The 25,965-nt window shown below is 59.5% G+C and carries 21 protein-coding genes; 5 read left to right on the top strand and 16 right to left on the bottom strand.

The genetic code is table 11. The features are described 5' to 3' along the window. Positions 1 to 212: 212 nt before the first annotated feature. The 3 genes from AB3226_RS07765 to zwf are packed head-to-tail and all read right to left on the bottom strand — an operon-like array spanning position 213 to position 3,065. Entirely contained in the window at positions 213 to 878 is a 666-nt protein-coding gene (locus tag AB3226_RS07765) for a bifunctional 4-hydroxy-2-oxoglutarate aldolase/2-dehydro-3-deoxy-phosphogluconate aldolase (protein ID WP_367372650.1), read from the bottom strand. 17 nt (positions 879 to 895) lie between these two features. Next, positions 896 to 1,609, bottom strand: coding sequence for a 6-phosphogluconolactonase (gene pgl / locus AB3226_RS07770; RefSeq protein WP_367372651.1), 714 nt, complete (start codon positions 1,607 to 1,609; stop codon positions 896 to 898). Continuing rightward, the gene (gene zwf / locus AB3226_RS07775; RefSeq protein ID WP_367372652.1) at positions 1,596 to 3,065 is read right to left on the bottom strand and encodes a glucose-6-phosphate dehydrogenase; all 1,470 of its coding nucleotides are present in this window, start codon (positions 3,063 to 3,065) and stop codon (positions 1,596 to 1,598) included. The genes pgl and zwf overlap by 14 nt, the downstream gene beginning before the upstream one ends. 228 nt (positions 3,066 to 3,293) lie before the next feature. Here zwf and AB3226_RS07780 point away from each other — a divergent pair, with 228 nt between their 5' ends. Then, complete coding sequence (locus AB3226_RS07780; protein ID WP_177319492.1) at positions 3,294 to 4,154, top strand: MurR/RpiR family transcriptional regulator; 861 nt, start codon at positions 3,294 to 3,296, stop codon at positions 4,152 to 4,154. Between the two features lie 150 nt (positions 4,155 to 4,304). On the opposite strand, the gene AB3226_RS07785 is transcribed toward AB3226_RS07780, so the two are convergent. The 11 genes from AB3226_RS07785 to edd all read right to left on the bottom strand — a co-directional run bounded on the left by AB3226_RS07785 (position 4,305) and on the right by edd (position 18,222). Continuing rightward, positions 4,305 to 5,159 (bottom strand): D-hexose-6-phosphate mutarotase, encoded by an 855-nt coding sequence (locus AB3226_RS07785; protein WP_367372653.1) that lies wholly within the window; start codon positions 5,157 to 5,159, stop codon positions 4,305 to 4,307. A 310-nt stretch (positions 5,160 to 5,469) separates the two neighbouring features. After that, positions 5,470 to 6,816 (bottom strand): carbohydrate porin, encoded by a 1,347-nt coding sequence (locus AB3226_RS07790; protein ID WP_367372654.1) that lies wholly within the window; start codon positions 6,814 to 6,816, stop codon positions 5,470 to 5,472. A 236-nt stretch (positions 6,817 to 7,052) separates the two neighbouring features. Beyond that, on the bottom strand, positions 7,053 to 8,213 hold the full coding sequence (locus AB3226_RS07795) for an ABC transporter ATP-binding protein (protein WP_367372655.1): 1,161 nt from the start codon (positions 8,211 to 8,213) through the stop codon (positions 7,053 to 7,055). A gap of 3 nt (positions 8,214 to 8,216) precedes the next feature. Further along, positions 8,217 to 9,062: a carbohydrate ABC transporter permease gene (locus AB3226_RS07800; protein WP_030131859.1), complete on the bottom strand. Its 846-nt coding sequence runs from the start codon at positions 9,060 to 9,062 to the stop codon at positions 8,217 to 8,219. Beyond that, positions 9,055 to 9,963, bottom strand: coding sequence for a carbohydrate ABC transporter permease (locus AB3226_RS07805; protein ID WP_007902369.1), 909 nt, complete (start codon positions 9,961 to 9,963; stop codon positions 9,055 to 9,057). The genes AB3226_RS07800 and AB3226_RS07805 overlap by 8 nt, the downstream gene beginning before the upstream one ends. Before the next feature lie 183 nt (positions 9,964 to 10,146). After that, entirely contained in the window at positions 10,147 to 11,454 is a 1,308-nt protein-coding gene (locus AB3226_RS07810) for an ABC transporter substrate-binding protein (RefSeq protein ID WP_367372656.1), read from the bottom strand. A 117-nt stretch (positions 11,455 to 11,571) separates the two neighbouring features. Continuing rightward, positions 11,572 to 12,831 (bottom strand): AGE family epimerase/isomerase, encoded by a 1,260-nt coding sequence (locus tag AB3226_RS07815; RefSeq protein ID WP_367372657.1) that lies wholly within the window; start codon positions 12,829 to 12,831, stop codon positions 11,572 to 11,574. A gap of 249 nt (positions 12,832 to 13,080) precedes the next feature. Beyond that, entirely contained in the window at positions 13,081 to 14,550 is a 1,470-nt protein-coding gene (locus AB3226_RS07820) for an ATP-binding protein (RefSeq protein WP_367372658.1), read from the bottom strand. Beyond that, the gene (locus AB3226_RS07825; RefSeq protein WP_095054331.1) at positions 14,540 to 15,271 is read right to left on the bottom strand and encodes a response regulator; all 732 of its coding nucleotides are present in this window, start codon (positions 15,269 to 15,271) and stop codon (positions 14,540 to 14,542) included. The genes AB3226_RS07820 and AB3226_RS07825 overlap by 11 nt, the downstream gene beginning before the upstream one ends. A 177-nt stretch (positions 15,272 to 15,448) precedes the next feature. Beyond that, the gene (locus tag AB3226_RS07830) at positions 15,449 to 16,399 is read right to left on the bottom strand and encodes a glucokinase (protein WP_367372659.1); all 951 of its coding nucleotides are present in this window, start codon (positions 16,397 to 16,399) and stop codon (positions 15,449 to 15,451) included. Further along, positions 16,396 to 18,222, bottom strand: coding sequence for a phosphogluconate dehydratase (gene edd / locus AB3226_RS07835; RefSeq protein WP_218397901.1), 1,827 nt, complete (start codon positions 18,220 to 18,222; stop codon positions 16,396 to 16,398). The genes AB3226_RS07830 and edd overlap by 4 nt, the downstream gene beginning before the upstream one ends. Positions 18,223 to 18,441: 219 nt before the next feature. On the opposite strand from edd, the gene gap reads away from it, so the two are divergent. From gap to AB3226_RS07850, 3 genes are all read left to right on the top strand, one after another. Continuing rightward, positions 18,442 to 19,443: a type I glyceraldehyde-3-phosphate dehydrogenase gene (gap, locus tag AB3226_RS07840; RefSeq protein ID WP_008013978.1), complete on the top strand. Its 1,002-nt coding sequence runs from the start codon at positions 18,442 to 18,444 to the stop codon at positions 19,441 to 19,443. 187 nt (positions 19,444 to 19,630) lie between these two features. After that, positions 19,631 to 20,095, top strand: a complete 465-nt coding sequence (locus AB3226_RS07845; protein WP_367372660.1) for a methylglyoxal synthase — start codon at positions 19,631 to 19,633, stop codon at positions 20,093 to 20,095. Between the two features lie 218 nt (positions 20,096 to 20,313). After that, positions 20,314 to 21,645: a CoA transferase gene (locus AB3226_RS07850; protein WP_367372661.1), complete on the top strand. Its 1,332-nt coding sequence runs from the start codon at positions 20,314 to 20,316 to the stop codon at positions 21,643 to 21,645. Positions 21,646 to 21,770: 125 nt separating this feature from the next. Here AB3226_RS07850 and AB3226_RS07855 read toward each other — a convergent pair whose 3' ends face one another. Further along, complete coding sequence (locus AB3226_RS07855; protein ID WP_367372662.1) at positions 21,771 to 22,634, bottom strand: DNA-3-methyladenine glycosylase; 864 nt, start codon at positions 22,632 to 22,634, stop codon at positions 21,771 to 21,773. Further along, complete coding sequence (gene arcD / locus AB3226_RS07860) at positions 22,631 to 24,058, bottom strand: arginine-ornithine antiporter (RefSeq protein ID WP_367372663.1); 1,428 nt, start codon at positions 24,056 to 24,058, stop codon at positions 22,631 to 22,633. The genes AB3226_RS07855 and arcD (AB3226_RS07860) overlap by 4 nt, the downstream gene beginning before the upstream one ends. Before the next feature lie 448 nt (positions 24,059 to 24,506). Here arcD (AB3226_RS07860) and arcD (AB3226_RS07865) point away from each other — a divergent pair, with 448 nt between their 5' ends. After that, positions 24,507 to 25,934, top strand: a complete 1,428-nt coding sequence (arcD, locus tag AB3226_RS07865) for an arginine-ornithine antiporter (protein WP_367372664.1) — start codon at positions 24,507 to 24,509, stop codon at positions 25,932 to 25,934. The last annotated feature ends 31 nt before the right edge of the window (positions 25,935 to 25,965 follow it).

Genomic DNA, 25,965 nt, shown 5'->3' on the forward strand with positions numbered 1-25,965 from the left:
CTTGCCCGCGAAGGCGTCGGCACATTCAGTATTGATGTGGCTGGAAGATCGCCTTCGCGGGCAAGCCTCGCTCCTACAGGTTTCTTTTTGGCAAAAAAAAAGGCGTTGCAGCCATAAGGGTTTTATTTCAGGCAAAAAAAAACGGCGCACCGACCAAGTGCACCGTAAAGCCGTAGAACACACAACGAAGTGTTTGGTAAAAATCCGGTTAATCAGTCCAGCAGGGCCAATGCCTCGGCGGTGCACTCCTGGATGCGGGCCCAGTCGCCGTTCTTGATCCACTCAGGGTCAAGCATCCAGCTACCGCCCACGCACATCACGTTTTTCAACGCCATGTAGCTCTTGATGTTGGCCGGGCTGACGCCGCCAGTCGGGCAGAATTTTACTTCGCCAAATGGGCCGCCCAGCGCCTTGATGGCTGCGACGCCGCCGCTGACTTCCGCCGGGAACAGCTTGAAGCGGCGATAACCCAGGCTATAGCCTTCCATGATGCCGGAGGCATTGCTGATGCCAGGCAGCAGCGGGATCGGACTGCCGACACTGGCTTCAAGCAAGTCACGGGTGATGCCCGGCGTGACGATGAATTGCGAACCCGCCGCTTCGGCAGCGGCCAGCATGCTGCGGTCAAGCACGGTGCCGGCGCCGGTCATCAGTTCCGGACGCTGCTCGCGCAGGATCTGGATCGCCTTGAGGCCGAACTGCGAACGCAGGGTCACTTCCAGCGCCGTCAGGCCACCGGCCGCCAGGGCGTCGGCCAACGGCAGTACGTCCTGTTCACGAGCGATAGTGATCACCGGCAGGATCCGCGCCTTGGCGCAGAGGCTGTCGATCAGGGCAACTTTGTCCGCCATGGAAACGGTCGGGGATGTGTTTGTCATAGCGGCTGATCCTTGGTTCATGGGCACCAGTAAATCTCTAACGTCGGTTGCAGAAACGCCCGAATCGGCATGGCGGCGACATCGTCACCGGCCAGTGCGGCATTCAGGGTGGTCAGCTTGGACTGACCGGAAATCGATAGAACGGTGTGCTTCGCCGAGGCCAGCAGCGCGCGACTCATGGTCAGGCGTTGATGGGGGACGGTCGGCGCCAGCATCGGCCAGCAACGACGGGTACCGTCGACTTTCAAGGCCTCGGCCAGGTTCGGGCTGTTGGGGAACAGCGACGCGGTATGACCGTCGTCACCCATACCCAGCACCAGCACGTCGATCGACGGCAATTCGGCGAGCAAGCGATCCGCCTGCTCGGCGGCTTGTTCCAGGTTGGCGGTGGCACTGTAGAGGCTCAGGAACTGAGCCTTGGCCGCCGGGCCTTGCAACAGGTAACGCTTGAGCAGACCGGCATTGCTGTCGGCATGTTCCACCGGCACCCAGCGCTCGTCAGCCAGGCTGACAACCACTTTCGACCAGTCCAGTGCCTGCTTGGCCAGGTGCTGGAAAAACGCCACCGGGCTGCGTCCGCCAGACACCACCAGCGTCGCGGCGCCTTGTGCGGCAATCGCGTCGCTCAGTTGCTTGGCCACCGTCAATGCCAGGCCTTCGGCCAGCAGCACCGGGCTTTTGAACTCATGAGCGCTAACGCCCTGAGGCAGTTTCAATTCAGATATCGCCATACCACGACCTCCCGTCCCGCGTAATCAGTGCAATGGAGCTCATCGGCCCCCACGACCCGGCCGCGTACGGCTTGGGCGCATCACCGGATTTTTTCCACCCGGCGATCAACTGGTCACACCACTTCCACGCGGCTTCGATTTCATCTTTACGGACAAACAGGTTCTGATTGCCGCGCATCACTTCCAGCAACAACCGCTCGTAGGCGTCGGGAATCCGCGCGCTGCGATAGGTGTCGGAAAAATTCAGCTGCAACGGACCGCTGCGCAGCTGCATGCCCTTGTCCAGGCCTTGTTCTTTAGTCATCACGCGCAAGGAAATACCTTCGTCCGGTTGCAGGCGGATGATCAGTTTGTTGCTGATCTGCAAGCGCTGCTCGGGGGCGAAAATGTAGTGCGACGGTTCCTTGAAGTGGATGACGATCTGCGACAGCTTTTGCGGCATGCGCTTGCCTGTGCGCAGGTAAAACGGCACGCCGGCCCAGCGCCAGTTGCGAATATCGGCACGCAGGGCGACGAAGGTTTCGGTGTCGCTCTGGGTGTTGGAGTTAGGTTCTTCCAGATACCCGGGCACTGATTTGCCTTCGCTGTGGCCGGCAATGTACTGGCCGCGCACCACTTGAGTGGTCAGGCCTTCCGGGCTGATCGGCGCCAGTGCCTTGAGGACTTTGACTTTCTCGTCGCGGATGCTGTCGGCGGACAGGTCAGCCGGCGGGTCCATGGCGATCAGGCAGAGCAATTGCAGCAGGTGATTCTGGATCATGTCCCGCAGCTGCCCGGCCTTGTCGAAATAGCCCCAACGGCCTTCGATCCCGACCTGCTCGGCCACGGTGATTTCCACGTGGGAGATGTAATTCTGGTTCCACTGGGTTTCGAACAGGCTGTTGGCGAAACGCAGGGCGATCAGGTTTTGTACGGTTTCTTTGCCCAGGTAATGGTCGATGCGGTAGGTGCGGTTCTCCGGGAAGAACTGCGCCACGGCGTCGTTGACCTTGCGCGAGGATTCCAGGTCCGAGCCGATGGGTTTTTCCAGCACCACACGGGTGTTTTCGGTCAGGCCGACCTTCGACAGGTTCTCGCAAATAGCGCCATAAACCGCTGCCGGGGTAGCGAAGTAGGCAATCACCCGCTGGGCGCTGCCAGCCTGTTCGGCCAGGGCGACGTAATCGTCAGCCTTGAGGAAGTCGACGTGCAGGTAGCTCAAACGGGCCAGGAAGCGCTCGACCACCGCTTCATCCAGCTCTTTGGCACCCACGTAACGGCGCAGCTCGGCGGTGATGAATGCCAGATGCTGCTGCTCGCTGCCGGGCTCACGGGCCAGCGCGATAATGCGCGTATCCTCATGAAGCAGGCCGGCACCATCGAGTTGATAGAGGGCAGGAAACAGCTTGCGCAGGGCCAGATCGCCGAGAGCGCCGAACAAGGCAAAGGTGCAAGGTTCAACCGTAATCGAAGGCATGATGTTTGTTCTTTTATCAAGTTAAGCTACAAATACCTTTTTTCAAGGCATCACTCAAGGGAAAATGTAGTAATAACCACAACATTTTCGCAAAATACAGATTCCGAGTGGTGGTCGGTCGGAGCCATCAGTAGGATAGGCCACCGTTATGGGCCGTATCAAAGGCCCAATTTGCATTAGCCGAACGCTTATTTGCGCTGCTGACCTAAGGAACATGAAATGGACCGCGTGCGAAATTTACTGGAACAGATCCAGAATCGCCTTGAAGACCTGAACAAGGCGGAACGCAAAGTCGCCGAAGTGATCCTGCTCAACCCAGAGCAGGCCACCCGGTTCAGCATCGCCGCCCTCGCCCAAGCCTCTAAGGTCAGCGAGCCGACGGTCAACCGATTCTGCCGTTCGTTCGGTGTCAGCGGCTACCCGGAACTGAAACTGCAGCTGGCCCAGAGCCTGGCCAGTGGCGCGGCGTATGTCAGCCGCGCAGTGGAAGCCGATGACAATCCGGAAGCGTATACAAAAAAGATTTTCGGCAGCGCCATCGCCTCTTTGGACAGTGCGTTGCAGGCGCTTGACCCGAGCCTGATCAGCCGCGCCGTCGACCTGCTGATCCAGGCCCGGCAGATCCACTTCTTCGGCCTTGGTGCCTCGGCCCCGGTGGCGCTGGATGCGCAGCACAAGTTCTTCCGCTTCAACCTGGCGGTGACCGCCCATGCCGACGTGCTGATGCAACGCATGATTGCTTCGGTGGCCCATACCGGGGAGTTGTTCGTGATCATTTCCTACACCGGTCGCACCCGCGAACTGGTGGAAGTGGCGCGCATTGCCCGGGAAAACGGCGCCTCGGTGCTGGGCCTGACGGCCGAAGGTTCGCCGCTGGCCAAGGCCAGCACTCTGAGTCTGAACATCCCGTTGCCGGAAGACACCGATATCTATATGCCGATGACGTCACGGATCATTCAGCTGACCGTGCTCGATGTGCTCGCCACCGGCATGACCCTGCGCCGGGGCGTGGATTTCCAGCCGCATTTGCGCAAGATCAAGGAAAGCCTGAATGCCAGTCGGTATCCGATTGGGGATGAATTCAACTAACCCAGGATCTTCATTGCCTGTTCGGACCTCATCGCGGGCAAGCCCGCTCCCACAGAAATCTACGGCGCACACAAATCTGTGTTCACTGAATATCCTTGTGGGAGTGGGCTTGCCCGCGATGAGGCCCGACGCAACACCGCAGATTTTGAGCTAAACCCCAACCCGCGCCTGCAAACTCAAATGCGCCCGCTCCCCCGGCGGCAGGCACAGGCTGTCGGTCCCGCCGCTGGCCGCTTCCACGCAGACAAACTCTAAAACCTCGTTCCAGCTCACGCCCAGCAACGGCCGCGAGCCCGGATGCCAGACCACCGTGTCCGCATGGTCACCGGTGTCGATGCACAACTCGCGCTGCCAGGCGTGGTCCTTGAGCTGCAATTCGCCGTCATGCTGGAACACGCGCTGACAACCGCCGTCGACCCGTAACTCGCCTTCCTGCTGGCAAACCTGGCGGCTCAACTGGTCGTAACCGTGCGCACCGTCGAGCCCAGACAGCGCTACCTCGCCCACGTCGCCAATACGCCAATAGGCGTGCAACGCCTGGCTCAACTGGCACGGCATGTCGTCCTGATGCTCGGTGCTCAGGTGCAAATCCATGCGTTCACCAAGGTGTGCGTGCAAGTCCACCTGCCAGTCGCACAGCTGTAACTGCCAGTGCAGGTGCACGCCATCGTCATCACTGCTGCTGTCGAGCAGTTTCCAGTCGAGCAAACGCGCCCAGCCATGGGACGGCCAGGCGTTTTCGCTCGGATGGCGGCCGTACCACGGCCAGCACACCGGTACACCGCCGCGAATCGCACCGACATGCGGCCACTTCGCCGCGCACCACAGCCAGGGTTTCTGACCCTTTGGCTGGAAGTGCAGCAATTGCGCGCCCTGCCGACTGAACACCGCCTGACACAGCGGATGGTCGATCACCAGCACATCGCGCATCTGATAGCGCTCCCACGCAAACACCGGACGTTCGCGCAAGGATTTGAAGAAGCGTTGTAGCGGATGCTCAAGCATGTGCCACGGTCCTGAAAATCATTGGTGTACTCACAACCCCTGAAAACAACAGCGCTTTTGTAGACAGTGAATTCTCTGTGGCGAGGGAGCTTGCTCCCGCTGGGCTGCGAAGCTGCCCTAAAACCATTCACTGCGGTGCTTCAGCCAAACCGCATTCGCCGCGTTTACGACTGCTTTGCAGCCGAGCGGGAGCAAGCTCCCTCGCCACAATGCATTCGCCAGCAGTTCGGCTGATCAGCCCCAAAAAAAAGCGGACAGCCTTGGCCGTCCGCAAAAATGCGCACATGGAGAGGAGCTTATCGCAACAGCGTTAGAACACCGACTGAATTTTCAGGCCGGCGACCAGCGCGTTATCAACTTCATCCACACCGCCCGGATGAGTGATGTATTGCAGGTTAGGACGTACGGTCAGCCAGTTGGTAACGTGGAAGCCGTAGTTGATCTCGTAGTTGTACTCGGTGGTACGCAGCGGCGAGAACAGCGGGTCTTCGTAGTCGCTGACACCATTGGCGGTGTTGACCAACTCGGCGTTTTTCTTCACGTCATCGTTGACATGGATACGGGAGAAACCGATCCCGACGTCGTCTTTTGGACGAGCATCAAACGGGCCTTTATACACAAACATCAGCGACTGGTAGTTGTCGACGAAGTTGGTGTCCTTGTCGTGGAAGGTGGCGTTGGCCGCGATGTTCAGACCGCGGGAAGCATCACCATTGTGGGTGGTGAGCTGTTGCTGTGCCACGAACCAGTAGCCGTGCTTGCTGTCGTGGCTGCGATAGGCGTTGCCGGTGGTCGCTGCATCATTGCCGTTGTCATCTTTACGGACGTCATCCGCATCGGCCGTGCTCTTGTAGTAACCGACACGGTATTCGCCCGGCAGGTTGTTGACCTTCGGTGACCAGACCAGTTCGACCGGCAAAACGGTACCCTTGGTACCACTGCCGCTGAGCTTGAAGCCGTTACCGTGCTCCAGTTGCGATGGGTTCTGGTTGTACGCGCCGATCTGCGCATAGAACTCAGGCGTGATGTTGTACTTCACGCGAACTGCCGCCTGCATGACCGGCCAGTTGTACCAGATACCGGTCGCCCAGTTACCCGCTTGTGAACCGCAGAACGCCAGGTTCTGGAACTCGCAAGGGAAGGTGTTGAAGTCTTCGCCTTCGCCGAAGTAACCAGCCTTGACGTCCAGTTTGCCGTCGAGGAACTGATGCTTGATCCACAATTGGGTCAGACGGACCATGTGGCCACGGCCGTAGACTTCCTGGGAGGAACTCAAGGTGCCGGCACGCGGGTCGCCGACACGGTCATTGGAGATGTTCTGACCGTTACGGTTGGTGAGCTGGATCTTGGCCTGGGTGTTATCCCAGCCCCACAGTTTTTCCAGGTCCAGCGCCACGCCCAAGCCAAACTGGTCGGCGTAACGCGCCGTCTTGTCGTCGTTGTAGCCGCCATGCAGGTTGGCGCCCACTTCACCGACGTAATCGGCCTTGATGTCGATACCCTGCTCAATCAGCCTGGTCCGCTCGCCGCCCCAATCACCGGTCATCCACTGCGAGTCGGCACTGAACGCGTCAGCCGCGTGTACGCTACCGGCCATAGTCATCACCGCAAGAGCCGACAATTGGCAGATAAGCTGAGCGTTGTTCTTCTTCTTCATCCCTACATCCTCGTCTTTATTGTTATTAACTGTTTTTATCTAACGCGGTTTACAACGGTTGCGGCAGATGTCCCCATCTGCCGCGAATCCCCCCTGTGGGAGCGGCTTGTGTGGGAGCTGGCTTGCCTGCGATGCAGGCGACTCGGTTTAACGTCGAACCGAGTTGATGCCATCGCAGCGGTGCGGCGATCCGACAAGCCAGCTCCCACATAGTCCCGCTCCCACATTTTTGATCTTCAGCGGCCTTTGAATTGGGCTACGTTGGCGCTGTGAGCTTCGGTTTTTGGCTGGCCGGCCACCCCCAGGCGTTCACCGGTCTTGGCATCGAACAACAGCACTTTCGATGGATCGAACTGCAGGGTCAGGGTCTCGCCCACGGCCGGCGCGACGTCCGGTGCCAGGCGGCAGCAGACTTTTGTGTCGTTGAGATTGACGAACACCAGGGTGTCGGGACCGGTCGGTTCGGTGACTTGCACTTCGGCACGAATGGTCGGCAAACCATTCGGCTCGCTGCCCGCCAGCACGATCTGCTCCGGCCGCATGCCGAGGATCACTTCGCGGTCTTCGAGCCCGGCGTCCTGCATGCCCAGCGGCAATTCGCAGCGCGCCTGACCGCTGTCGAGCAGCGCTACCAACCGACCTTCCTTACGCTGCAAACGCAGAGGGATGAAGTTCATTGGCGGCGAACCGATGAAGCTCGCCACGAACAGGTTGGCCGGGTTGTTGTAGATGTCTTTCGGCGTGCCGAACTGCTGAATGATCCCGTCCTTCATCACCGCCACTTTGTCGCCCAGGGTCATGGCTTCAATCTGGTCGTGGGTCACGTAGACCGTGGTGGTTTTCAGGCGCTGGTGCATCAGTTTCATTTCGGTGCGCATCTCGACCCGCAGCTTGGCGTCGAGGTTGGACAGCGGTTCGTCGAACAGGTAAATCTTCGGCCGCCGCGCCAGCGCCCGGCCCATGGCCACGCGCTGTTGTTGACCGCCGGAGAGCTGGCCTGGTTTGCGACTCAGCAGGTGTTCGATTTGCAGCAGCTTGGCCACGCGAGCGACTTCTTCGTCGATTTCGGCGGTGGGCATTTTGCGAATCTTCAGGCCGAACGCGATGTTGTCGCGCACGCTCATGGTCGGGTACAGCGCGTAAGACTGGAACACCATGGCGATGTCGCGATCTTTCGGGCTCATGCCGCTGATGTCGGCATCATCCACCAGGATCGCCCCGCCGCTGATGTTCTCCAGACCGGCGATGCAGTTCATCAGCGTGGATTTGCCACAGCCCGATGGACCGACCAGGATCAGGAACTCACCGTCATTGATCTTCAGTTCGATGTTTTTCAGGGTGTCCGGCAAACCGGCACCGTAGGTCTTGTTGACGTTGCGTAATTCGAGAGTTGCCATGTTCTACCCCTTGACCGCGCCGGACGTCAGCCCACGCAGGAAATACTTGCCAGCGAATATGTAGACCAGCAGTGTCGGCAGCCCGGCGATCATCGCGGCGGCCATATCAACGTTGTATTCCTTGGCCCCGGTGCTGGTGTTGACCAGGTTGTTCAGGGCCACGGTAATCGGCTGGGCATCGCCACTGGCGAAGACCACGCCGAACAGGAAGTCATTCCAGATCTGCGTGAACTGCCAGATCAGGCAGACCATCACGATCGGGATCGACATCGGCAGCAGGATCTTCCAGAAAATCGTGAAGAAGCCCGCGCCATCCAGCCGCGCCGCCTTGACCAGCGCATCCGGAATGCTCACGTAGTAGTTGCGGAAGAACAGCGTGGTGAACGCCAGACCGTAGACCACGTGCACCAACACCAGGCCCGTGGTGGTGTTGGCCAGGCCGATCTTGCCGAGGGTGAACGAGGCTGGCAGCAGCACGGTCTGGAACGGCAGGAAGCAGCCGAACAACAACAGGCCGAAGAACAGTTGCGAACCACGGAAGCGCCACATCGACAGCACGTAGCCGTTCATGGCACCGATGAACGTAGAGATCAGTACCGCCGGCACGGTGATTTTCACCGAGTTCCAGAAGTAGCTGCCGACACTGTCCCAGGCCTTGATCCAGCCGATGCCATCAATCACTTGCGGCCAGCTCAACAGGTTGCCGGTGCGGATGTCTTCCGGCGATTTGAAACTGGTCAGCAGCATCACCACCAGCGGGACCAAATAGATCGCCGCGGCCAGCAACAGGGTTGCGTAAATGGCGATGCGGCTGAAGCTGATCGCCGGTTTTCCGAGTTGATTACTCATGGCGCTTGCCTCGCAATTCGGAGTACAGGTACGGCACCAGAATCGCCAGGATCGCGCCGAGCATCATCATGGCGCTCGCCGAACCAATGCCCATCTGGCCACGGCTGAAGGTGAAGGAATACATGAACATCGCGGGCAGGTCGGACGAGTAGCCCGGGCCACCCGCGGTCATTGCCGCCACCAGGTCGAAGCTCTTGATCGCGATGTGCGCGAGGATCATGAAGGCGCTGAAGAACACCGGGCGCAGGCTCGGCAATACGATCTTCAGGTAGATGGTCGGCAGGCTCGCCCCGTCGACTTGCGCTGCGCGGATGATCGATTGATCGACGCCACGCAGGCCAGCCAGGAACATCGCCATCACAAACCCGGAGGCTTGCCACACGGCGGCGATCACCAGGCAATACACCACGCGATCCTGATCCACCAGCCAGTCGAGACGGAAGCCTTCCCAGCCCCAGTCACGCAACATCTTGTCCAGGCCCAGGCCTGGGTTGAGCAGCCATTTCCACGCGGTACCGGTAACGATCATCGAGAGCGCCATCGGGTACAGGTAAACGGTGCGGATGAAGCCTTCCTTGCGAATGCGCTGATCCAGCAGCACGGCGAGGAACACGCCCAGCACCAGGCTGATGCCGATGAACATGCCGCCGAACACCGCGAGGTTTTTGCTCGCGACCCACCAGCGATCGTTATCCATCAAGCGAATGTATTGCTGCAGGCCGACCCACTTGTAGCTCGGCATGAAGCTGGAATTGGTGAAGGACAGAACAAATGTCCAGATGATGTAACCGTAAAAACCAACCAGGACGATCAGCATGCTAGGCGCCAAAACCAGCTTGGGAAGCCAGCGCTGCAATGCGTCGAACGGTGAGGCTTTGCTGAAAACCGCCACAGAGCTCATCGGGATAATCCAGGTGAAGAGAAATGAATCGACACAGTGATCTCTGGAGGAGCAGGACCCTGTGGGAGCTGGCTTGCCTGCGATGGCATCAACACGGTTCGAAGTTAAACCGAGTCGCCTGCATCGCGGGCAAGCCCGCTCCCACACAATCCCATTCCACCCAGGATCAGGTTGTGTCAGGAGTTACTGGGCAGCTTTGACGGCCGACGCCAGTTGCTTGCTGGCCGTCGCCGGGTCAGCGTTCTTGTCGTTCATGAAGTTGGTGACCACATCGAAGATCGCGCCCTGCACGGCCAGGGACGTGGCCATGTTGTGCGCCATGCTTGGTTGCAGGCCGCCAGTTTTCTCGTCAGCCAGGAAATCCTTGGCGGACGCTTGAGCGCAAGAATCGAAGCCCAGCGCGCTCATGTCGTTAAGCATGTCGGTACGCACCGGGATCGAGCCTTTGTTGATGCTGAAGACTTTCTGGAAGTCTTTGCCCAGAGCAACCTTGGCCAGGTCTTGCTGGGCGGCGATGTCGCCTTTGCGATCGGCTTTGAGCTTGAACACAGCCATCGAGTCGATGTTGTAGGTGAAGGCTTTTTCGGTGCCCGGGAACGGCACGCACTGGTAATCCTTGCCCGCGACTTTCTTCGCGGCGGTCCATTCGCTCTTGGCCCAGTCGCCCATCATCTGCATGCCGGCCTTGCCGTTGATGACGTCGGCGGCCGCAATGTTCCAGTCACGACCGGCGCGGTTCGGGTCCATGTAGCCGGTGATTTTTTTCAGCTCGGTGAAGGCCTTGGCCATCTCGGGGCCCGAGAGGGTTTTCTGGTCCAGGTCGACCAGGGCTTTCTTGTAACCGTCTGCGCCCATGACCGAGAGCACTACGTCTTCAAACACAGTGCTGTCCTGCCAAGGCTGGCCACCGTGAGCGAGCGCGATGAAGCCGGCGGCTTTCAGCTTGTCGCCAGCGGCATAGAATTCTTCGAGGGTGGTCGGCGCTTTTTCGATCCCGGCTTTCTTGAAGACTTCCGGGTTGATCCACAGCCAGTTGACGCGGTGGATGTTCACCGGCACGGCGACGTAGTCACCTTCGTACTTGACGGTGTCGGAGACTTTCTTCGACAGCAGGCCATCCCAGCCTTCGGACTTGGAAACCTCTTTGAGGGTGTCGGTGCTGAGCAGGCCTGTGCTGCCCCACTCCTGGATGTCTGGCCCCTTGATCTGGGCAACGCCCGGCGGGTTACCGGCCACGGCGCGGCTTTTGAGTACGGTCATGGCTGTGGAGCCGCCACCGCCGGCGACTGCGCCGTCTTTCCAGGTGAAGCCGTCTTTTTCGACTTGAGCCTTGAGCACATCGACGGCCGCTTTTTCACCACCAGACGTCCACCAGTGAACGACTTCAACCGAACCTTTGGCATCGGCGGCAAGGGCACTGACGGGGAATGCAGCAACGGGAAGCAGCGAAGCGAGAGAAATGACAGTAGCGAGGCGAGAAATCGCATTCATCTAGTAGTACCTTTCTTGTTGTTATGCATGCAAGTCTGGTGCTTGCGCTGCATAGGATTCTAAACAGGGGATGCCCCTTCGCAGGTAACGAAGGGACGCGCGAATGTCACCACATGGTTACACAGGAGCGCTCTGGGACAATTGCGCCAGCGCACTGGCCATGCTCGGCGCCAGCGGCAGGCGCGGGATCAAAACGGCTTGCCAGGCGTGATACAGGTCGGGTTTGCCGGCCCAGATATCGGCGCTCGGACGGTTCAGCGGGTCGAGTTCGTGATGCCAGCTGCCATCGCAGCGGTCAATGAAGTGACTGTCACAAAATTCCCAGAGCAGTCGGTACCAGTGCTCGTATTGCTCGTCACCGGTGCGTTTGAGCAGCGCACTGGCGGCGGCGCTGGCTTCGGCGTGGGTCCAGTGCAAACGATGGCGAACCACTGCGCGATTATCCCAGTCGAGGGTGTAGACAATCCCCGGCGCACCGTCGACGTCCCAGCCATGACGGCAATTGTGCTCGAAGAGTTTTTGCGCATCGGTGGAGAGCCAGCCCGGCGTGAGTATCCCGGCCTGTACACGCGCCGCTTCAAGATGCAGCAACAGCCGCGCCCATTCAAAACCATGGCCCGGCGTGGTGCCGTAAGGGCGGAAACCGTCGGCCGGATTGTCGTGGTTGTAGTCGCGCAGCGGCTGCCAGTCGCGGTCGAAATGCTCGACCACCAGGTAATCGTTGGCCGCGGCGTGATCGTGAATGACGCGCTCGACGATGCGCTGGGCGCGAATCAGCCAGCGGTTGTCCTCGGTGACATCGGCCAGGGCGAGAAAGGCTTCGGTGGCGTGCATGTTGCTGTTGGCGCCGCGATAGGCTTCCTCGCAACTCCAGTCGCGGTTGAAGGATTCGCGCATGGCGCCCTCCTCCTCGCACCAGAAATGGGTGTCGATGATGTGGATCGCGTCGTCGAGCAAGGCTTGTGCACCGGGGCGTTGAGCGATCACCGCAGAACTCGCGGCCAACGCCACGAAAGCATGCAGGTAAGCGGCTTTGCCGGTATTGCCATCGCGGTGTTCGGGCGTGGCAAACCAGCCTCCATGTTCGGCATCACGCAGCGGTCCGCTGAGGGCTTGGATGCCGTGATCCACCAGCTCGGCAAAACCCGGCAGGCCCTGGATATGGGCCATGGCGAAGCTGTGGGTCATGCGGGCGGTGTTCATGGTTTCAGCTTGCGCGTTGGCCGGCAGGCGACCCTTTTCGTCGAGATTGCCGAAGCCTTCGGCAATCTTTGAAGCCTTGGCAAACGCCAACAGGCGCAGGCCTTCGGCGGCGAGCCATTGCTGATGGGCAGGCGCGTTCAGCCAACTGCTGAAGGCGGGTTGGAAGGGGTCCATGGGAGTACCTTTTTTGTTGTTATGACTGAGGGCAGTCTAAACAACGAGCGGTGACGGGCAGGTAACGAAGGGGGCGAGTTATGTCACCGAGTTGTGACATTCCCTCAGGCATGTGTTGAATGATCTGACGCCATCGCGGGCAAGCCCGCTCCCACAAGGTTATGCACATACCTTGAAAATGCAGGTAATCCTGTGGGAGCGGTGGTGCGGCGATCCGACTTGCCCGCGATGAACGATAACGCGGTGCCGTTAATCAACACTACGCGGTAACTGCAACGTCACCCGCAACCCGCCTTCTCGCAGGTTTTGCAGGCTGACTTCACCGCCATGGCTGTGGGCAATGTTGCGCGCGATCCCCAGCCCCAAGCCATAACCCTGCTGCTGCCCGGCCAAGCGGAAGTGCGGCTCGAACACCTGCTCCAACCGCTGTTCCGGTACGCCCGGCCCTTCATCGTCGACATGCAGGACAAACGCGCTCTCGTCATCATCGATATGCAAATGCGCGTTCTGCCCATACTTCAAGGCGTTATCGATCAGGTTGCCGATGCAACGCTTGAGCGCCAATGGCTTACCGGGATACGGCGCCAGCGCCCGGCCATGCTGAGTCACGCGGCCATTGCCGTTGGGCGCCAGATACGGTTCCACCAAGCAGTCGAGCACATGGTTGAGGTCCACCGGCTCGATGTTTTCATGGATGTCGGTGTCTTTCACGCATTGCAGTGCGCCCTTGACCAGCAACTCCAACTCATCCAGATCGCGACCGAACTTGGCTTGCAGCTTTTCGTCTTCAAGCAATTCCACCCGCAGTCGCAGCCGGGTAATCGGCGTGCGCAAGTCATGGGAAATCGCGCTGAACAATTGGCTGCGTTCGGTCAGGTAACGGCTGATGCGCTCACGCATCGCATTGAAGGCGCGGCCCACTTCCACCACTTCACTGCCGCCGCCCTCGGCCACCGGCTCGACTTCGGCACCCAGCGACATGTCCCGCGCCGCCCGCGCCAATCGCTTGAGCGGTCGGCTCTGCCAGTGCACCAGCAGGCCGATGAACAGCAGCAGGAAACCGCTGGTGAGCACGATGAACCAGACCTGCTGCGCCGGCAGGCCTTGTTCTTCAAGACTGGTGTAGGGCTCGGGCAACAGCGAGGCGATGTACAGCCATTCGCCCGGTGCCATCTGGATTTGCGTGACCAATACCGGCGGGTTCACCGGTTCCAGGGTCAATGCGTAATGCGCCCAGGAGCGCGGCAACTCATCGAGTTTCAGGCCACCGTTGAAAATCCGCAGGTCTTCGGGGCTGACGAAGGTCACCGAGATATCGGTGTCCTGCCCCAGCGACTGGCGCAGCACTTCGTCCACTGCCTTGAGCACCGCCTCTTTGCGCGGGGTGATCGGCAGTACTTCCATGCCCAAGGGTTTGTCGTTGAGCGTCACCACGAAACGGGTGCCACCCATGCTGCGTAATTGATCGAGTACCAACGGCCTGAACGCCACCGGCAACGAGCGGAAATAACTGACGCTGGCCGTCATCGAATGGGCCAGGCTGCGGGCACTGGTGACCAGACCTTCGAGCTGCGTGGCGCGCAATTGCGAAACCCAGATCACGCTCGACAGTGCCTGAGCGAACAGCACCGCCAGCAGGGTCAGCAGCAACATGCGCCCGAGCAGCGAGCGTGGCACCGGCACTCGCCCGGCGAGCTTGCGCAGAAAGTCAGTGACCATTGCTGGCAACCACGTTGGCTGCCAGTTGGTAGCCACTGCCGCGCACGGTACGGATCAGCCTCGGTGGTTTTTCGGTATCGCGCAGGCGCTGACGCAAACGGCTGACGGCCATGTCGACGATGCGATCGAGCGGCATCAGGTCACGGCCACGGGTGGCGTTGCCGATGGTGTCGCGATCGAGGATTTCCTGGGGGTGATCGAGGAACAGTTTCAGCAGCGCAAAATCGGCGCCTGAGAGAATCACTTCCTCGCCGTCGATGTGGAACAGTCGATGGCTGACCATGTCCAGCCGCCAATCATCGAAGGCCAGCACTTCACTGCCGGAACGCTCCTGACCGAACTGCGCACGGCGCAACAAGGCTTTGATGCGCGCCTGCAATTCACGGGGGCTGAAGGGTTTGCCGAGGTAGTCGTCGGCGCCCAGTTCCAGGCCGATGACGCGGTCGGCCTCGTCGGAGCTGGCGGTGAGCATGATGATCGGCACATGGGCCTGGCGCGGGTGTTGGCGGATCCAGCGGCAAAGGCTGAAACCGTCTTCGTCCGGCAGCATCACGTCGAGAATCACCAGATCACTCGGCGCGTCGTTCAAGGCCTGACGAAAGCCTGCACCATCGGGCGTGGTGCGGACCTGGAAACCGGCGCGGGTCAGATAGGTGTCCAGCAACTCGCGTATCTCTTGATCGTCATCGACCAACAAAATCGACTTGTTGACTGAGCTCACGGGGCGGCGTCCTTGTTGTTTGTATTGGGGAGGATTATGCCTGATCGATCAAAGATCTATGTTGTCTGTGAGGGCCTCATCGCGGGCAAGCCCGCTCCCACAAGGTTATGCGCACATTTTCAGAATGTAGGTAATCCTGTGGGAGCGAGGTTTGCCCGCGATGAAGGCGACGCGGTTTCAAGCCTGATCCAGCGCCACACCCGCACCAACAAGGCCGGAATACGGCGCCGTCACCAGCCACACCGGAATGCCTTTGAAGTAATCGCTCATGCAACCCTTGTCGGCGAAGCACCGGGCGAAACCGCTTTTGATGAAGAAATCGGCAAACCGCGGAATCACTCCGCCAACGATGTACACACCACCCCGTGCACCGGTGGTCAGCACGTTGTTACCGGCCACACGACCGAGCCAGCAGCAGAACTGCTCGAGCACTTCCAGGGCAATCGGATCGCCCGCCAGCCCGGCCGCCGTAATCGACTCAGGCGTGTCGAGCACAGGCGTGTGACCGTCCACCGCGCAGATCGCCCGGTAGACTCGCGGCAAACCACTGCCGCTCAATGCCGTCTCAGCACTGACATGGCCGATTTCATTGAAGATGTGCTGCCACAGTTGGGTTTCTCGCGGGCTGCTCAGCGGCAGGTCGACGTGACCGCCCTCCCCCGGCAGCGGGGCAAACCGGCCCTCGCCCAGATCGAGCAACGTGCCCACGCCCAGGCCAGTACCCGGGCCGATCACCACCGCCGGTCGCAACGGTTCCGGCGTGCCTTCACAGACCACCCGAAACTCGCCCGGTTGCAAGCGGGTCATGCCTAGCGCCATTGCCGAAAAATCGTTGATCAACAGCAGTTGATCCACCTGCAAGGTCTTGCAGAACCCCTTGCGACTGAGCCGCCAGTGATTGTTGGTGAACTTGAATTCATCGCCGCTCACGGGGCCTGCCACCGACAGGCACACCGAACCGATCGAACCCGGCGCCAGACCGAGCCCGCTCAGGTAGAGCGCAATGGCCTCCTCCGGGCTGGCGTGGTCTGCCGTCGCCAGCACCTGGACCGATTCCAGCTGCTGGTTTTTCCACAACGCGAAACGTGCGTTGGTGCCACCGATGTCACCGACCAAAGCCAGTTTCAATTAAGCGTCTCCAGGGCAGAAGTAAAGGCGCTGGCGCCTTGCTCTGCGGAGCTGAAGGCCATGCGCATGAAACCAAACAGTTCGCGACCGCTGCCAATGTTGTTGCCCAACAGACCCTTGGCAGGTTCGCGCGCTGCGAATTCTTCGGCGTCCACCTTAAGCTCCAAGGTGCCTTTGACGCCATCGACGCGGATGATATCGCCCTCTTGCACTCGCGCCAAAGCGCCGCCCACATAAGCTTCGGGGCTGACGTGAATCGCCGCCGGGATTTTCCCCGAAGCGCCGGACATACGTCCGTCAGTGACCAACGCGACTTTGAAACCGCGATCCTGCAGCACGCCGAGGAACGGCGTCATTTTGTGCAGCTCCGGCATGCCGTTGGAACGCGGGCCCTGGAAGCGCATCACCGCGACGAAATCCTTCTCGAGCAAACCGGCCTTGAAGGCATCAGCCAGATCCTGCTGATCCTGGAACACCATGGCCGGTGCTTCGACGACCTGGTTTTCCAAAGCGACGGCGGATACTTTCATCACGCCACGGCCGAGGTTGCCTTCCATCACGCGCAAGCCACCCTCTGGCGAGAATGCGCGAGCAACCGGACGCAGGATGTTTTCGTCGAGGCTTTCGATCGGACCTTCGCGCCAGACCAGTTCACCGTTATCGAGGAACGGTTCCTTGGTGTAGCGGCTCAGGCCGTGACCGAGCACGGTGTTGACGTTTTCGTGAAGCAGGCCGGCTTCCAGCAGTTCGCGGATCAGGAACGACATGCCGCCCGCCGCCTGGAAGTGGTTGATGTCGGCTTTGCCGTTCGGGTACACGTGGCTCAGGGTCGGCACTACCTCGGAGAGGTCGGCCATGTCCTGCCAGGTCAACTGGATGCCCGCAGCCATGGCGATGGCCGGCATGTGCAGGGTGTGGTTGGTCGAGCCGCCCGTGGCGTGCAGGGCCACAATGGAGTTGACCAGCGAACGCTCGTCGACGATTTCGCCGATCGGCATGAAGTCGCCATTCTGCTTGGTCAGTCGGGTGACCTGGTGCGCCGCTTCGCGGGTCAGGGCATCGCGCAACGGGGTGTTCGGGTTGACGAAAGAAGCGCCCGGCAAGTGCAGGCCCATGACTTCCATCAGCAACTGGTTGGTGTTGGCGGTGCCGTAGAAGGTGCAGGTGCCAGGGCTGTGATAGGACTTCATCTCCGATTCCAGCAGCTCTTCGCGCGTCGCCTTGCCTTCGGCGTAGCGCTGACGCACATCGGCTTTCTGCTTGTTGGAAATGCCCGAAACCATCGGCCCGCCCGGCACGAAAATCGTCGGCAGATGACCGAACCGCAACGCGCCCATCATCAAGCCCGGCACGATCTTGTCGCAGATGCCGAGCATCAACGCGCCATCGAACATGTTGTGGGAAAGCGCTACCGCAGTGGACAACGCGATCACTTCGCGGCTTGGCAGGCTCAGTTCCATGCCCGGTTCGCCTTGGGTCACGCCATCGCACATCGCGGGGGTGCCACCGGCGAACTGGCCGACGGAGCCGATTTCGCGCAGGGCTTTTTTGATCTGTTCCGGGAAGACTTCGTACGGCTGGTGCGCCGAGAGCATGTCGTTATATGACGAAACTATTGCGATGTTGGCGGAGTTCATCATCCGCAGGCTGTGCTTGTCGTCGCTGCCACACCCGGCCACGCCATGGGCGAAGTTGGCGCATTGCAGCTTGCCGCGCATCGGGCCGTCGCTGGCGGCGCCGCGGATCAATGCAAGGTAAGCCTCACGCGTGGTGCGGCTGCGGGCGATAAGCCGTTCGGTGACCTCAAGGACGCGGGGATGCATGTGTAGAACTCCAGGCTAACGGATATGGCGACCTGATTGTCTATGCTGATCAAGCACCGCTGTGATTGGGATGACAGACGGTTTTCTTGATCATTCGGACCAGTTGATTCAGGTCACTCGTTGTAGATAAAACAAAATATTGCCACTAAAAAGGCTTGTTTTCTATTTTTTTGCGAATAATCTTGTAATTCCAACAACAAAACGACGGCGGCGCTGTAAATGACTCTTCGAATCGCAATCAATGGTTTTGGCCGTATCGGCCGTAATGTCCTACGCGCACTGTATACCCAAGGTTATCGTCAGGATCTGCAGATCGTAGCGATCAACGATCTGGGCGACAGCTCGATGAACGCGCATCTGCTCAAGTACGACACCGTTCACGGCACATTCGATGCCGATGTCCAGCACGATCAGGAAAGCCTGACCGTCAACGGCGACCGTATTTCGGTCAGCGCCATTCGCAACCCGGCCGAGCTGCCTTGGGCCGCTGAAAAGGTCGATGTCGTGTTCGAATGCACCGGTCTGTTCACCGACCGTGCCAAAGCCGCCGCGCATATTACGGCCGGCGCGCGCAAAGTGATCATCTCGGCCCCGGCCAAAGGCGCTGACGCCACCGTGGTTTATGGGGTCAACCACGACATTCTGCGCCAATCGCACCAGATCATTTCCAACGCCTCGTGCACCACCAACTGCCTGGCCCCGGTGGCCCAGGTGCTGCATCGCGAGCTGGGCATCGAAAGCGGTCTGATGACCACCATCCATGCCTACACCAACGATCAGAACCTGACCGACGTCTACCACACCGACCCGTACCGCGCCCGTTCCGCCACACAGAACATGATCCCGAGCAAGACCGGCGCCGCTGAAGCGGTGGGCCTGGTGCTGCCGGAACTGGCAGGCAAACTGACCGGCATGGCGGTGCGTGTTCCGGTGATCAACGTATCGCTGGTGGACCTGACCGTGCAGCTCAAGCGCGAAGCGTCGGCCGATGAAGTCAACGCGATGCTCAAACAAGCCAGCCAGCACTCGAAGATCCTGGGTTACAACACCCTGCCGCTGGTTTCCAGCGACTTCAACCACAACCCGCTGTCGTCGATCTTCGACGCCAACCACACCAAATCCAGCGGCAAGCTGCTCAAAGTGCTGGCCTGGTACGACAACGAATGGGGCTTCTCCAACCGCATGCTCGATAACTGCCTGGCGCTCTGCAACGCCGAGTAAGCGCCTCACTCTACGTTGAACGCGGCCACGTAGGAGCTGCCGAAGGCTGCGATCTTTTAATCTTGACGATTGTGAGACCGACAAAAGATCAGGATCAAAAGATCGCAGCCTTCGGCAGCTCCTACAGGTATTGGCAACGCCGAAAAATGCGTTTTCGCAGGCGCATTCTCGTCTGGAGAAACAAGCGATGATCGGTATCAGCTTTACGCAAAAAACCCTGGCCGCGCGCAAGCGTATCGCCCTGGTTGCCCACGACCACTGCAAAGTATTTTTGCTGGATTGGGCCGAGCGGCAGAAAGACAAACTCGCGCAACATGAATTGATCGCCACCGGCACGACGGGGTTGTTGTTGCAACAACGCCTCGACCTGCCGGTGGAAAGCATGATCAGCGGTCCTCTGGGCGGCGATCAGCAACTCGGCGCGCGAATCGCCGAGCAGCGGGTCGACATGCTGGTGTTCTTCTGGGACCCGTTCGAACCGCAGCCTCATGACCCGGACATCAAAGCGCTGCTGCGGGTCGCGGCAGTGTGGAACATCCCGGTGGCCTGCAACGAGTGCAGTGCCGATTACCTGCTCAGCAGCCCGTTGATGGATCAGGCTCACGAACACCGCATCCCGGATTACGCGACCTATCTGCTGGGGCGTGGGTAAAGCGTGACCAGCTCCGGGCGTAGCAACAATCACAAATCCTTGTGGGAGCTGGCTTGCCTGCGATGGCGGTGTGTCAGCCGAATCTCTATTGGCTGACACACCGCCATCGCAGGCAAGCCAGCTCCCACAGGGTCAGGTATTCGGTCGGCGATCGGCGTTTTCATCTAATCGAGCGGTATTTTGAACTATGCTCGGGCTCTCGTTCCGGAGGGCCTTCGATGACTGATTTACTCACGTCCATTCAAGCCACACTCGGCTTGCCGCACACCCCAATCCCGTTCAAATCGAGCGGCGCCCTGCCCTCGGCGTTTGCCGTCACTGATCTGGCCTGCGCGAGCATTGCCGCTGCCGGTCAGGCTGTCAGTGAGTTGCTGCAACAACACACCGGCCGTTTGCCTGCCCTTGAAGTCGACCGCCGCCTGGCGTCGTTCTGGTTTGCAACGTCAATCCGTCCCATGGGCTGGAGCGTCCCGCCGTTATGGGACCCGGTTGCCGGTGACTATGCGACCAAAGACGGCTGGATTCGCTTGCACACTAACGCGCCTCATCATCGTGCCGCCGCTGAAAGCGTGCTCGGCGCCTGTGTCGACCGCGCCGCGATGGCGAGCAAAGTCGCTCAATGGGCGAAAAGCGATCTGGAACAGGCCGTAGTTGATGCCGGTGGTTGCGCGGCCGAAATGCGCAGCTGGGCGCAATGGCAAGCGCATCCCCAAGGTTTGGCGGTGAACGCCGAGCCGTTGATTCAGTTCAGCGCCGACAACAGCCAAAACCTCAAACCGTGGAGGGGTTCGGTGGCGCAACCGCTGGCCGGGGTCAAGGTACTGGACCTCACGCGCGTGCTCGCGGGGCCCATCGCCAGCCGTTTTCTCGCCGGCCTCGGCGCCGATGTTTTGCGCATCGACCCACCAACCTGGAACGAACCGGGCGTGGTGCCGGAAGTCACTTTGGGCAAACGTTGCACGCGCCTGGACCTGCAAGACAAAACTGATCGAGCAGTGTTCGAAAGCCTGCTCAAGGACGCCGATATCTTGCTTCATGGTTACCGCGCCGATGCATTGGAAAGGTTGGGTTACGGCGTCGCAGTGCGTCAAAAACTGGCGCCGGGCCTGATTGATGTGTGCCTCAACGCCTACGGTTGGAGCGGCCCCTGGCAGAACCGTCGAGGGTTCGACAGTTTGGTACAGATGAGCAGCGGGATTGCCGAAGCAGGGATGCAGTGGAAGAAAGCAAACAAGCCAACACCACTGCCGGTACAGGCGCTTGATCATGCCACCGGGTATTTGATGGCAGCTGCGGCGATCACGTTATTGGGACGTGGCGGGTCGGCCAGGTTGTCGTTGGCGCGGACCGCCAAGTTGCTGATTGAGCATGGTGCGGGGACTGATGAGGCGTTGCGGGCGGAGGATGACAATGATCAAGGGATGCTGGTTGAGCAGACACCTTGGGGGCCGGCCCATCGGTTGCAGGTGCCGCTGAAAATCACCGGGACGCCGTTGCAGTGGGCACTGCCGGCCGGGGAATTGGGTTCCCATCGCGCGCAGTGGTGGTGACTGTTCGGGCCCCTTCGCGAGCAAGCCCGGCTCCCACATGTGATCGCATTCCTCCAAGGAAACTCGGTCACTGTGGGAGCGGGCTTGCCCGCGAAGAGGCCCGGAAAATCACTACACATCTCAGCTCAATCCGGCCGGATCAACAATGTCCAAAGCACCTGCGCCGCATACCCTCGCCAGGGCCGCCAAGCCTCGGCCCTCACCCACAACTCCCGAGCCGTCACCGCTCGACCTTCCAGCGCCGCCAACGAATTGATCAACCCCACATCCCCACTCGGAAACGCATCCATCTGTCGCAACTGCCGCAAGGCAATGTATTGCGCCGTCCAGTCACCAATCCCGTGCAACGCCAGCAACCGCGCCACACCGCCTTCCCGTCCCGGTTCAAATAACAGGGGATCATCCAGCAACGCCTGAGCCACGCCGGACAAGGTCCGGCCGCGACTTCTCGGCATCCCCAACGTTGCCAGATCCGCCGCTGCCAATGCACCAGCATCAGGAAACACATGACTCAACCCCGGCATCGGCGACTGCAATGGCTGTCCATATTGCACCACCAGTTTCCCCGCCAACTTAATCGCCGCGACCACAGTAATCTGCTGCCCCAACACCGCACGAATGGCCAACTCCAGCCCATCCCAAGCCCCGGGCACTCGCAGCCCCGGGCGCGCGGCAATCAAACGCGCCATCAATGGATCAACCGCCAGTTGTCGATGAATGGCTGGCAAATTCGCATCCAGATCAAACATCCGCCGTAGCCGCGCGACAATCTCCGGCACTGCCGCTGAATCAGGAAAATCCAGCGTGACTTCCAGCACATCGCCTGCCCCTGGCCTGACCCAAATCACACCGTGAACACCGTTCAATGCGATGCTGCGCGAGTACACCCCATCGACCACGGTTTCCATCCCGACCACCGCCCGCGCCGACAAAAAACCCAGCATCGCCGACCAGTCATAAGGCGGTTGATACGCCAGCAGCAACCTCACAACGACAACAATCCGCTGTACAACCCATAGGCCGCCAACCCCGCCCCGGCAACCACACAGCTGAAAATCCCCTTCTCGATATGGGTAAACAAAGGCTCGCCCTGTTCCCGCTTGGCCTTTGCAAACAGAATCACCCCCGGCGCATACAACAACGCCGAAAGCAGCAGGTATTTCACCCCGCCGGCGTACAGCAACCAAACCGCGTAACACAGGGCAATGCCGCCGATCAGCAAGTCTTTCGTGCGCTCGGCCGAAGCATGCTCATAGGTTTCCCCTCGACCGCTCAACAACACCGCATACGCCGCCGACCACAGATACGGCACCAGAATCATCGACGAGGCGAGGTAGATCAGGCTGGTGTAAGTACCGGCGGAAAACAGCGTGATCAGCAGAAAAATCTGGATCATCACGTTAGTCAGCCACAGCGCATTGACCGGCACGTGGTTGGCGTTTTCCTTTTGCAGGAACGCCGGCATGGTCTTGTCCCTGGCCGTGGCGAAGAGGATTTCGGCGCACAGCAGCGCCCACGACAACAAGGCCCCCAATAGCGAAACCGCCAAGCCGACGCTGATCAGCACCGCGCCCCAATGACCAACCACGTGTTCCAGTACCGCGGCCAGCGACGGGTTCTGCAACGTGGCCAATTCCGGTTGGCTCATGATCCCGAGGGATAACACGTTCACCAGCACCAGCAGCGCCAACACACCGATAAAACCGATGACCGTCGCCCGGCCCACGTCCGAACGTTTCTGCGCCCTCGCTGAATACACGCTGGCGCCTTCGATGCCGATGAAGACGAACACGGTGACCAGCATCATGTTGCGCACCTGGTCCATCACGCCGCCGAAATTCGGGTTGCTTCGGCCCCAGATATCGCGGGTGAAGATGTCGGCCTTGAAGGCCACGGCGGCGATGACGATGAACATGATCAGCGGCACGATCTTGGCCACGGTGGTCAGTTGATTGATAAACGTCGCTTCCTTGATTCCGCGCAGCACCAGAAAATGTACCGCCCACAGCAGTACCGACGCGCAGCCGATGGCGATCGGCGTGTTGCCTTGGCCAAACACCGGAAAGAAATAACCGAGCGTACTGAACAGCAGCACGAAATAACCGACATTGCCCAGCCAGGCGCTGATCCAGTATCCCCAGGCAGACGAGAATCCCATGTAATCGCCAAATCCGGCCTTGGCGTAGGCGTACACCCCGGAGTCCAGTTCGGGTTTGCGATTGGCCAGGGTCTGAAACACGAAGGCCAAGGTCAGCATGCCCACGGCAGTGATCGCCCAACCAATCAATATCGCCCCGGCATCGGCACGCGCCGCCATGTTTTGCGGTAAGGAAAAAATCCCGCCGCCAACCATCGATCCCACCACCAAAGCGATCAGCGCATTCAGGCGAAGCTTTTGCGTCGGTTGCGACATTCGTGCGTCTCCATTTCCCCGCTGCACTATCGCCGCGAGACCGTCACATAGTCGGTTTTTAACTAAATAGATAAAGCGTAATAACGTTTATAAATTAACGCCAATTTCTATTTTTTATTTATAACTGATCACGCTATCGCAGCTGTCCGGAAATAGCGGTTTTGTCGGTAGATCCTAATAAATCAATATCACTGCAAAACCCAATGACCAATACTTGCCAAAACAAGAAAACAAACTAGCGTCTAAATCTCAACTGATACGCTTTATTTCTTTCACTTTTAACCGAGGCCTCTGGAAAGGGCTTTCCGGGCATTAGCCTTATGCCTGCCAAAGATGCATAAGTCTTTAATTAACAATGGAATGTGACCATGAATTGATCTAAGTCAGATGATTGAACAGCTAACGAAATTAACCTGTTGTCTCTCTTCTCCTGCATTGGAGTCATGCAATGTCTGAATCCCCCGAAAAACTGAAACTCGGCGCGCTCGTTGCATTGGTGGTCGGTTCAATGATTGGTGGCGGGATCTTCTCTTTGCCCCAGAACATGGCCGCCAGTGCAGACGTCGGTGCCGTTCTTATCGGTTGGGCAATTACCGCAGTGGGCATGTTGACCCTGGCCTTCGTGTTCCAGACCCTCGCTAATCGAAAACCTGATCTGGATGGTGGTGTTTACGCCTACGCCAAGGCCGGTTTCGGCGATTACATGGGTTTCTCGTCCGCCTGGGGTTACTGGATCAGTGCCTGGCTGGGTAACGTTGGTTACTTCGTTCTGTTGTTCAGCACCCTTGGTTACTTCTTTCCGATCTTCGGCGAAGGCAACACGGTTGCTGCCGTGATCGGTGCGTCTGTGCTGCTCTGGGGCGTACATTTCCTCGTGCTGCGGGGCATCAAGGAAGCGGCGTTCATCAACCTGGTGACCACCGTCGCCAAAATCGTACCGCTGCTGCTGTTTGTCTTGATCGCGATTTTCGCGTTCAAACTGGACATCTTCACCGCTGACATCTGGGGCGTGAAAAACCCTGACCTGGGCAGCGTGATGAACCAGGTGCGCAACATGATGCTGGTCACCGTCTGGGTGTTCATCGGCATCGAAGGCGCGAGCATCTTCTCGGCCCGTGCGGAAAAACGCAGCGATGTGGGTAAAGCCACCGTCATCGGTTTCATCACCGTGCTGCTGTTCCTGGTGCTGGTGAACGTGCTGTCGCTGGGCATCATGACCCAACCGGAGTTGGCGAAACTGCAGAACCCGTCCATGGCCGCGGTGCTGGAACATGTAGTCGGTCATTGGGGCGCAGTGCTAATCAGCGTTGGCCTGATCATCTCGTTGCTCGGTGCGCTGCTGTCATGGGTGTTGCTGTGCGCGGAGATCATGTTCGCTGCCGCCAAGGACCACACCATGCCGGCCTTCCTGCGTAAGGAAAACGCCAACCATGTGCCGGTCAACGCGCTGTGGCTGACCAACGCCATGGTCCAGTTGTTCCTGATCATCACGCTGTTCTCGGCCAGCACTTACCTGTCGCTGATCTACCTCGCCACTTCGATGATTCTGGTGCCCTACCTGTGGTCGGCGGCCTATGCGCTGCTGTTGGCGGTGCGCGGCGAGAGTTATGAAAACGCCGCGGCCGAACGCAGCAAAGACCTGTTCATCGGTGCCGTCGCGTTGATCTACGCGGTCTGGCTGATCTATGCCGGTGGCGTCAAATACCTGCTGCTCTCCGCCCTGCTCTATGCGCCCGGCGTGATCCTGTTCGCCAAAGCTAAACTTGAAGTCAACAAACCGGTTTTCACCAACGTCGAGAAGCTGATTTTCGCAGCGGTCGTCGTGGGCGCCCTGGTGGCAGCTTACGGGCTGTATGACGGCTTCCTGACTCTGTAACACCCGACCCATTTGTCATCTGGAGGATCAC

This window comes from Pseudomonas lini (assembly GCF_964063345.1).
In the GTDB taxonomy this organism is placed as follows: domain Bacteria; phylum Pseudomonadota; class Gammaproteobacteria; order Pseudomonadales; family Pseudomonadaceae; genus Aquipseudomonas; species Aquipseudomonas lini_B.